This is a genomic window from Hydrogenophaga sp. GW456-12-10-14-TSB4 (assembly GCF_059424305.1).
This window is the reverse complement of record NZ_JBWKZH010000027.1, coordinates 66,727-72,782: the sequence shown is the minus strand read 5'-3', so window position 1 is coordinate 72,782 and position 6,056 is coordinate 66,727. Positions and strand designations below refer to the sequence as shown.

Genomic DNA, 6,056 nt, shown 5'->3' with positions numbered 1-6,056 from the left:
GGGGGTGGGTGGGCGTGGGCGCGATGTGCTCGGCGCCCAGCCAGGCGTCCACGTCCCAGCCCCGGCGCACCGCCGGGTGCTGGCTGGAGACCAGGCAGACCACCTCGTCGCCGAACAGGCGGCCCAGGTGCAGGTCGTCGGGCGGCTGTGACCAGTTGCCGATCACCACGTCCACGTCGCCCTGGGCCAGGTGGTTGCGGTAGTCGGAGTCGCGCGACAGCGGGTGGATGTCGATCAGGCTGTTCGGTGCCTGGCTCTTGATCTGGGACACCAGCTGCGGCAGGAACTGCGGGTCCATGTAGTCGCTGGCGGCCAGGCTGAAACGGTGGCGCGCGGTGGCGGGGTCGAAGCTGCGGGCGTCGGAGAACAGCACCTCGGCGCTGCGCAGGATGTCGGCCGCCGGCTCGATCATGCGCAGGCCGGCCTCCGTGGGCACCATGCCCGAACCCGAGCGCACCAGAAGGGGATCGCCGGCCATTTCGCGCAGGCGCTTGAGCGCCGCACTGACCGCCGGCTGGTACATGCCCAGGCGGATCGCCGCGCGCGAGACACTGCGCTCGGTGAGCACGGTGTGCAGCACGCGGATCAGGTGCAGGTCAATCTTGTCGAACATGGACATGTATTTCATACCCTTGTCATATGCGACTGAATGGTGTTTTGGGCATTTTGGACATATGTCCGAGCATATGTTGTGCCAAGGGGGCAGCGCTATGCTGGCACGCATGAGCACCGAAATATCCGCACAAACCCTGACCATCCTGCGCCGCGGCCAGCCCGTGACGCTGCGCCACGTGGCCCCCGACCGCACCCTGCTGGAAGTGCTGCGCGAAGACCTGCACTGCACCGGCACCAAGGAGGGCTGCGGCGAAGGCGACTGCGGCGCCTGCACCGTGGTGCTGGGCGAGGCGATGGACGGCCGGCTGGAATACAAGGCCATCAACAGCTGCATCCGGCTGGCGCACTCGGTCGACGGCCTGGCGGTCTGGACCGTGGAAGACCTGGCCAACGAGAGCGGCGAGCTGCACCCGGCCCAGGAAGCCATGGTGCAGTGCCACGGCAGCCAGTGCGGTTTCTGCACCCCAGGTTTTGTCATGAGCCTCTTCGGCATGTACCAGAACACGGATGGCGGTCAAGGCATCGACCGCGCCCAGGCGCAGGCCGACCTCTCCGGCAACCTGTGCCGCTGCACCGGCTACCGCCCCATTCTGGACGCCGCGCAGCAGATGGGTGACCTCCCCCTGCCCGAGGGCTGCGGCGTCAACGAGGCCGCCACCGTGGCGGCGCTCCAGGCACTCAGGAAGAACAAGGAGGACGGCACCACCTACCTGCGCCCGACCCGGCTGGCCGAGCTGCTGCGGCAGCGCGCCGCCCACCCCCGGGCCCAGGTGGTCGCCGGCTGCACCGACGTCGGCCTGTGGGTCACCAAGATGCACAAGCGCTTCGATCAGGTGCTGGACGTGACCGCCGTGCGCGAGCTGCGCCGGGTGGAAGACTACCCCCACCACATCGCCATCGGCGCCGCCGTCACCCTGACCGAGGCCTACGCCGCCCTGGTGAAAGACCGCCCCCAGCTCCAGACCTTCGCCCAGCGCTTCGCCGGCCTGCCGGTGCGCAACTCCGGCACCCTGGGCGGCAACGTGGCCAACGGCTCGCCCATCGGCGACTCCATGCCCCTGCTGATCGGCCTGGGCGCCAGCGTGGTGCTGATGCGCTGGGACGCGAAGCGCGGCGCCGTCGCCCACCGCGAGCTGCGGCTGGAAGACCTCTACACCGGCTACCGCACCAACGTGATGCGGCCCGACGAACTGCTGGCCTGGATCAAGGTGCCCCGCCCCACGGCCGGGGAGACCTTCAAGGCCTACAAGATCAGCAAGCGCTTCGACGACGACATCTCCGCCGTCTGCCTGGCGATCCAGATGACCGTGACCGACGGCGTGGTGGCGCAGGTGTCCATCGGCGCCGGCGGCGTGGCCGCCACACCGGCGCGCGCGCGCCAGACCGAGGCCGCCCTGCGCGGCCGGCCCTGGACGGCCGAGACGGTGAAAGCCGGCGTGGCCGCGCTGCGCGCCGAGTTCCAGCCCATCTCCGACATGCGCGCCAGCGCCGCCTACCGGCAGGCCGTGCTGGGCAACCTGCTGCAGCGCTTCTGGCTCGAAAGCCAGGGCCTGCAGCACATCAACCTGGAAACCCTCAACGCGGCAACGCTGGAGGCACTGGCATGAACGCTCCCGACCAACTCCAGCTGCTCGCCACGGCCAAGGCCGGCCCGCGCGCCGCCGGCGTCTCGCGCTTCCATGAAAGCGCGCGCGCCCAGGTGGCCGGCGGCGCCACCTACATCGACGACATCCCCGAGGTGCGCGGCACACTGCACGCCGCCCCGGTCTGCTCCCCCGTGCCGCACGGCAAGCTGCGCGGCGTGGACGCCTCGGCCGCCCTGGCCGTGCCCGGCGTGCGCGGCGTGTTCGGCGCCGCCGACATCCCTGGCGACCCCACGCTGGCCGCCTTCGCGCACGACGAACCCGTGTTCGCCAGCGAGACGGTGCAGTTCACCGGCCAGGTGGTGGCCGTGGTCGTGGCCGACGACGTGATGACCGCGCGCCGCGCCGCGCGCCTCGTCAAACTCGACATCGAACCCCTGCCCGCCGTCCTCTCGGTGCACCAGGCCCACGCCCAGGCCAGCTATGTGCTGCCCCCGGTGCACGTGAAGCGCGGCGACGCGGCGGCGGCCCTGGCGCGCGCACCCCACCAGCTGGAAGGCACCTTCGAGGTCGGTGGCCAGGAACACTTCTACCTGGAAGGCCAGATCGCCTACGTGCTGCCGCTGGAGCAGAACCAGTGGTGGGTCTACTCCAGCACCCAGCACCCGGGCGAAGTGCAGCACTGGGTGTCGCACGCCCTGGGCATCGACAACCACGCGGTGACGGTGGAATGCCGGCGCATGGGCGGTGGCTTCGGCGGCAAGGAAACGCAGGCCGGCCACCTGGCGGTCTGGGCCGCCGTGGCCTCGCGCAAGCTGCAGCGCCCGGTCAAGCTGCGGCTGGACCGCGACGACGACTTCATGATCACCGGCAAGCGCCACCCCTTCGCCTACCACTACCGCGTGGGCTTCGACGACACTGGTCTCCTCAGCGGGCTCGACCTGGAGATGCTGGCCAACTGCGGCTTCAGCGCCGACCTCTCCGGCCCGGTGGCCGACCGCGCGATCTTCCACGCCGACAACGCCTACTTCCTGGAAGACGTGACGATCTCCAGCTACCGCTGCAAGACCAACACCCAGAGCCACACCGCCTTCCGCGGCTTCGGCGGCCCGCAGGGCGTGATCGTGATCGAGCGCATCCTGAGCGACATCGCCCAGGCACTCGGCATGGACCCGCTGGACGTGCGCCTGCGCAACCTCTACGGCATCGACAGCCGCAACGTCACGCACTACCAGATGGCGGTGGAGGACAACATCCTCGAACCGCTCATGACCACGCTGGCGCAGACCAGTCGGTACCGCGAGCGGCGCGGGCAGATCGCGGCCTGGAACGCGAACAGCCCGGTCATCAAAAAAGGCATCTCGCTCACGCCGGTGAAATTCGGCATCAGCTTCACCGCCACCCTGTTCAACCAGGCCGGCGCGCTGGTACACGTGTACACGGACGGCAGCGTGCAGGTGAACCACGGCGGCACCGAGATGGGCCAGGGCCTCAACACCAAGGTGGCCGCCATCGTGGCCGACGAGCTGGGCGTGCCCTTCGAGCGCGTGCTCTCCACCGCCTCGGACACCAGCAAGGTGCCCAACGCCAGCGCCACCGCCGCCTCCAGCGGCACCGACCTCAACGGCCGCGCCGCGCAATTCGCTGCGCGCCACGTGCGCGACAACCTCGCGGCCTTCGTCGCCGGGCTGGACGGCTGCGGCGCGGGCGCGGTGCGCTTCGAGAGCGGCCAGGTGATCACGCCGACGACCACGCGCTCGTTCGAGGACGTGGTGCACGCGGCCTATGCCAACCGCATCCAGCTCTGGAGCGACGGCTTCTACCGAACGCCCAAGATCCACTACGACAAGACCACCCTCACCGGCCGGCCGTTCTACTACTTCGCCTACGGCGCGGCGGTCACCGAGGTGGCCATCGACACGCTCACCGGCGAGAGCCGCGTGCTCAAGGTGGACATCCTCCACGACGTCGGCCACAGCATCAACCCGGCGATCGACATCGGCCAGATCGAGGGCGGCTTCGTGCAGGGCATGGGCTGGCTCACCACCGAGCAGCTGGTGTGGAACGACAAGGGCTACCTGGCGACCCACGCGCCCAGCACCTACAAGATCCCGGCCACCGGCGACATCCCCGAGCACTTCAAGGTCGAACTCTGGCCCGAGGCCAACCGCGAGGACAACGTGCACGGCAGCAAGGCCGTGGGCGAGCCGCCCTTCATGCTGGCGATCAGCGTGTTCGAGGCGCTGCGCGACGCGGTGGCCCAGGCGGGCGGGCGGCCCGGGGCGATGAACGCGCCGGGCACGGCCGAAGAGGTGTTGCGGGCGGTCGGGGCTTAAACGGAAGACAGCGGCCCTTGTTCCACCGCGAAGGGGGTAGCGCGAATCTTCAAGACGGGGACCACCATGAGGTTAGGCTGATCGCTTTCGTCATCGTCGAGGTTTTCGCCCTCGCCTTCGTTTCCCGACACCGGCTGACCGTTGACGTGGAGGGAGACATCCAGCGGCACAGAGGGCAGTTCAAGCGAACGGCGCCCTGAGCACTGGGAATACCGGCCCGCCTGTTGCACAGAGCGCTGCCGCTCGCTTCCATTCAGCCGTATCGACACCAGCCTGTTGCTCACGGAGGGCTCCACCACCCCGGTCAGTGGGGCCACCTCATGCCGATCCATGAGGCCCAGAATCCAGATCATCAGCCAGAAGGTACCGACCTCGATGCCATCAAACAGCACGACAAAGCTGTGGAATTCCACCGGCTCCGTGCCGGGTTGGCACAGATGGTTGGGCGACAGGCCAGGTCGGCCGTTCTTCCAGGCGGGCAACAGCAGGCCCTCACCAACGACCTGGGCACCGTGCGTGATGGCCTTGGTGTGCAAGCTGACAAAGGGCATCGGATCGTGCTGGTACCAGCTCTTGAACAGCCCCTGGGTGAGATAACCGATCGTCAGCCAGGCCAGAAGATCGGTGGCGGAGAACAGCCCGCTCTGAAGACTGGTGTCCCAAACGTCGGGGAGTTGGCGGAGCCCGCTCTTGCGGACGGAGGGCAACTGGCTGGACAACACCAGGCCCAGTTGGTCGAACGCACACACCACGAGGGCCACCATCAAGATCCACTGATGGAGCAGGTCGGGCGCTCTGAGCGTTTTCAGACCCAGGCACTGCTTGATGGCAGGCACGACCGCGTCCCGCAGACCAAACCGCACCAGGTGTTGCACCGTCCGATTGGCCAGCTCCGCGGCCACGCGCTTTCCGTAGGGCAGCTCACCACCGTCGTCGCAGAACGCATGCTCGATGGCGGTTTGTGCGGCCGCGCCCGCGATGTAGCCCAGCAGGTTGGAAAACGCGATCGCCAGCGCATCACCCCAGGTGTGAAAATGATCCGGCCGCCCCCTGAGCATCGCCAGCACCTCATCCACCTCCTGCTGCAGGCGCCTGTGGTCATGTGGGCCATGCAAGTCCTCCAACTCCAGGTCCAGCTCGTCCAGTGCATCCAGGAGTCGCCGGATCAGGCCGGCATCCCCTTTGAAGTATCCGCGAAGGTTGCGGGGCTCCATTTGATATTGGCGCTGGAGCTCCTGCAGCAAAGTGAAATCCGGTTGCTGCCCCAGAAGCAGGAGTCCAACCTCCCTCTTGAGCGCAAGCCAGTCTTCGGGCAGCCGGTGCTGCTCGCACATGCGATCGAATCGGGTCGCCAGGTCGTTTGGATTCAGGTTGCCATAAGCGTGAAAGACGGGAGCCGAAGGACGGGACGGGATGGTCATTTGGTGTTGTGCGGGTCATGTTCCGAGGCGTTGAAGAACGCGCCGAAAAGCCTGTAAGTGGCAGTACCCGTGGCGCGGTTCGGCAAATTGACCCGATTCAG

4 protein-coding genes are annotated in these 6,056 nt (G+C 67.9%); 2 read left to right on the top strand and 2 right to left on the bottom strand.

Annotated features, from left to right (window positions below):
• Positions 1 to 628, bottom strand: a 628-nt coding sequence (locus tag AC07ZS_RS14880; RefSeq protein WP_494799310.1) for a LysR family transcriptional regulator, incomplete at its 3' end; no start/stop codon positions are given.
• A gap of 94 nt (positions 629 to 722) precedes the next feature.
• Between AC07ZS_RS14880 and xdhA the strand changes: the two genes are divergently transcribed.
• Entirely contained in the window at positions 723 to 2,222 is a 1,500-nt protein-coding gene (gene xdhA, locus AC07ZS_RS14875) for a xanthine dehydrogenase small subunit (protein ID WP_494799309.1), read from the top strand.
• Positions 2,219 to 4,534, top strand: a complete 2,316-nt coding sequence (xdhB, locus tag AC07ZS_RS14870; protein ID WP_494799308.1) for a xanthine dehydrogenase molybdopterin binding subunit — start codon at positions 2,219 to 2,221, stop codon at positions 4,532 to 4,534. Before xdhA ends, xdhB begins: the two co-directional genes overlap by 4 nt.
• Here the strand turns inward: xdhB and AC07ZS_RS14865 are convergent.
• Positions 4,531 to 5,955, bottom strand: coding sequence for a hypothetical protein (locus tag AC07ZS_RS14865; protein WP_494799307.1), 1,425 nt, complete (start codon positions 5,953 to 5,955; stop codon positions 4,531 to 4,533). The two genes, xdhB and AC07ZS_RS14865, sit on opposite strands and share 4 nt — an antisense overlap.
• Positions 5,956 to 6,056: the final 101 nt, after the last annotated feature.

What these genes read in the sequence shown, in the direction of transcription:
- xdhA (WP_494799309.1), top strand. Translation starts at nt 723, where the DNA reads ATGAGCACCGAAATATCCGCACAAACCCTGACCATCCTGCGCCGCGGC.
- xdhB (WP_494799308.1), top strand. Translation starts at nt 2,219, where the DNA reads ATGAACGCTCCCGACCAACTCCAGCTGCTCGCCACGGCCAAGGCCGGC.
- AC07ZS_RS14865 (WP_494799307.1), bottom strand. Translation starts at nt 5,955, where the DNA reads ATGACCATCCCGTCCCGTCCTTCGGCTCCCGTCTTTCACGCTTATGGC.